This is a genomic window from Thermoactinomyces sp. CICC 10521 (assembly GCF_016055135.1).
Taxonomy (GTDB): domain Bacteria; phylum Bacillota; class Bacilli; order Thermoactinomycetales; family Thermoactinomycetaceae; genus Thermoactinomyces_A; species Thermoactinomyces_A daqus.
This window is the reverse complement of the sequence record NZ_JAECVZ010000068.1, coordinates 1-3,313: the sequence shown is the minus strand read 5'-3', so window position 1 is coordinate 3,313 and position 3,313 is coordinate 1. Positions and strand designations below refer to the sequence as shown.

Below are 3,313 nucleotides of genomic sequence, written 5' to 3'. Positions count from 1 at the left end.
GTGGAGTTTACGGGGAACCTTCAAAGGCTAAATGAGGCACCGGGGTGGGTCAATTTTAAACCGGCTGAAGTGGGTCAATTTAATCCCGGCGTTGACAGTGTTTCAGACGTTGTTGGATGAAGTGGTGATTTCTCCGGATGGGAGGATTGACATAGCTTATTCGTTTGAGAAGGGTTGAAATGGTCGTAAGAAAGCCTATGGATTGAATCAAAATTCAACCTTAACATCCTAAATCGTATTGGTTTAAAGTGCCGGAAGCGTATCTTTTTAAGTTCAAAGGTAAGTAAAAAGCCTATAACTAGAGTTATTTGCGTTTATTAACTCTAATATCTCTATGTCAATGGGAGTGTAGAGGTCAGCAGTTCGAGCCCGCTATGCTCCACCACCCCTCGGTGTTCCGGGGGTTTTTATATTGGGAAGATATGTAATAAGGAAAACAAGGAAGGTTATCATTTATAAAAGAATTAGGATGTTTTGCTATAAGCAAGGAATTCCTCTTTCCATCAATTCCCGCTTGACATAATATATTGCTATAAACAAATACATAAACGAATGGGGAGAGGAATTTGAGAAGATTCTTTTCTTTTCGTGTAAGTAAAGTTTTTCAACTCTTCATCATCATTTTTCTTTTCGCATTTATTGGGATAGGCATTTTGGGGAGTGACCAAGCTTTTGCGAGTGGGAGCAGCTTTAACGTTCCCCATATAAATGACCATTTTGAAAAGGTTCAACCAGGTCCGGCTCCAGCGAAGGAAGCGCCAGTCACCTCAACTTCCCAAAAAGAAAAAGAGGATGGAGATGGAAATTGGCTTACGAAAGCATGGAATTGGACAAAGGAAACCGTCTCCAGTGCCTGGAATAAAACAAAGGAAGTTTGTTCCGAAGCATGGGACTGGATCTGTAATGTATGTGACAAAATCGCCAAAGTTGTCGTAGATGGGTTGTCCGCCGCATGGAATTGGATCGTAAAATATAAAGAGTACATCGCATGTGCTGCTGTGGTGATAGTCGGGGTGGTGTTATGTTTTGTCGCCCCTCCGCTGGGAGCCTCCGTATTAATTGGTGCGGCCTCGTCGTTCTTGATCAGCGTCGCCCTGAATGGCGGGAGAATCGATAAAAACACCTTCCTGGATGCGGCCATTGGCGCATTGCTTGGCCTGTGCGGGGCGGGCATTGCCGGCGGAGCCTCAAGAGCCCTGGCCACCGGAGTTGGGCAGAAGCTGCTGACAGGACTGGCCGAATCCAGATTTCTTGGACCGCTTCTCCGCGGAGGAAGCAAACTGATCGGGAAACTGCCCGGACCGCTGCAAAAAATCTTCACCCGATCCGGATTTATCGGTTCAATTGAAGGAGCGGGAACCAGTGTTGCCGACGACCTCCTGCACGGTCGAAAGATCAACTGGAAAATCATGATCTTCTCTGGGATCTTTGGCGCAGGAATGGTTAGCCTTGTCCATTTCGCTGAACCGGCCATCAACAAGGCAGCATTTTCACTGGAACCACTTCTCACCAAAACGCCGATTGTAAAAAATCTCTTCAAAAGCACGACCAATTGCGTTGCACTTAACCAGGTACGGGGTTATTTTGCAGTAGCGACGCCATGCATTAACACAGGACTTTTAGAAAATGATTTAAAAAATCTCAGAGAAAAAGTAGGTACTGATATAGATACGATAGCTGTTGGTAGAACAGATGTCAAAGGTTTAGAAGGTATAGTATTTGAAGGTGCATCTCCAAGAGTTATAAAAGAAGCACCACCAGAAGCAGGATTAAAGCCTTTAGATGAGGAAATGCCAAATAGACCGATTAAAGCACCATTCAACCCTCCATATGATAGACATGCTGAAGAAATGGTTATCAATAAATTTGTTGAAAAAGTTGATGCTTTATATCCAAATCCTCAAGATGTAAAAGGAAAACTATATATTCATCAATCAAACTCAGATGGTGTCTGTCCAGCATGTAAGTCAGGACTCGGAAGAAACCCTAATACAAATAAAGGGATATTATATCAATTAAGTAAGCGGTACCCAAATCTTGAAATAATTGTATCAAGCGAGATAGAAGAGGGAGCAAAAATTACGAAAAAACATTTCTTTATGGTGAAAAATGGTAAACAATATAAATACCCTGATTAAATAGGAGGTTATAGATTGTGGAATGGTATGAGCATGTAACTGCTGATGCGAAAGCTGCTTATTATTTAACATTATCGGAAAAAATATTAGATAAATTAACTAATTATGATTGTTATCCTGTAGTAAGAGAAACAATTGATTTGTGTTGGGAATGGGTAGAAGAGAAGAAGTATACTGGATCTGACATGTATATGAGTTTAGGTGATGAAGATGAGGGCTTTTACGTTATTTCTCTTGAATATGACCCTTTCCCAGGCGATTTACAAGCGGAATTAGTCTATTGGTGTGTATTTTATGCAGTTTTTTTTACAATAAAACAAGCATATATATTTGATAATAGGGAACATAAATGCCCGCAAGAATTTGAACCTATAAATGATGAATTTACTCAGGGCGAGTTCATGGAGAGAATAAGGAAAGTGGACGGATACCAAGAAGAATGGGTGGAACGGTTAAAAGAATATCTCCTTGCAAACTATCCAGCAGGCAGTGACAAGAAGATCAAGAGAGAAGAAATGATTAGTTTGATTTGAATTTACCCGAATTAGACAAAAAAGGCTGGTTCCAATGTAAAGGAACTAAGCCTTTTTTTATTTCTACATCAGTTAGACTGAATGGGTGGAACATTGACATGACGACATAGAGAGGTTAATAGAAAAAATTCACGCTTTTAACACATATTTTTCATAAATATCAAAATATTTAAATTTAAAATCTACTTTGGGGTAATGGCATGTTTGCTGGTACTACCCTATGACAGCCAAACGATCAAAGGCGTTCATCTTTTCCCTCCTCTTCGTTTCTTATCAAATTTTCCGTTCCTTGCCCTCCCAGTACGGCTCCCTCAGCACCCGCCGAACCACTTTACCAACGGCACTTTTTGGCAGGCTATCGACAAACTTCACTGACTGGGGGCATTTGTAGGAGGCAAGATGTTGACGGCAAAATTCAATTAGTTCCTCTTCAGTCGCCCGGCAACCCTCTTTCAGTACAACGAAGGCTTTGCCCACCTCTCCCCACTTGTCATGGGGAACGCCGACAACGGCTGCTTCCATGACAGCTGGATGCTGATACAAGATCCACGCTTACCGTTTGAGGGTAACAATGGAGCAATCTTTTCCCAAGCTTCATCCGTAATTTCGTATCGCCGTCTCATCATAGATGTCCCCTTACGA

The 3,313-nt window shown here is 41.8% G+C and carries 3 protein-coding genes; 2 read left to right on the top strand and 1 reads right to left on the bottom strand.

Translation table 11 applies throughout. From position 1 onward, the window contains the following. Positions 1 to 566 precede the first annotated feature (566 nt). Together I8U17_RS17870 and I8U17_RS17865 are read left to right on the top strand one after the other, a co-directional pair. Positions 567 to 2,138: a hypothetical protein gene (locus I8U17_RS17870; protein WP_198059973.1), complete on the top strand. Its 1,572-nt coding sequence runs from the start codon at positions 567 to 569 to the stop codon at positions 2,136 to 2,138. Positions 2,139 to 2,155: 17 nt separating this feature from the next. Continuing rightward, the gene (locus tag I8U17_RS17865) at positions 2,156 to 2,671 is read left to right on the top strand and encodes an Imm6 family immunity protein (protein ID WP_198056502.1); all 516 of its coding nucleotides are present in this window, start codon (positions 2,156 to 2,158) and stop codon (positions 2,669 to 2,671) included. 273 nt (positions 2,672 to 2,944) lie between these two features. Here the strand turns inward: I8U17_RS17865 and I8U17_RS17860 are convergent, their stop codons facing one another. Continuing rightward, positions 2,945 to 3,214: an AMP-binding enzyme gene (locus tag I8U17_RS17860; protein ID WP_232331184.1), complete on the bottom strand. Its 270-nt coding sequence runs from the start codon at positions 3,212 to 3,214 to the stop codon at positions 2,945 to 2,947. Positions 3,215 to 3,313: the final 99 nt, after the last annotated feature.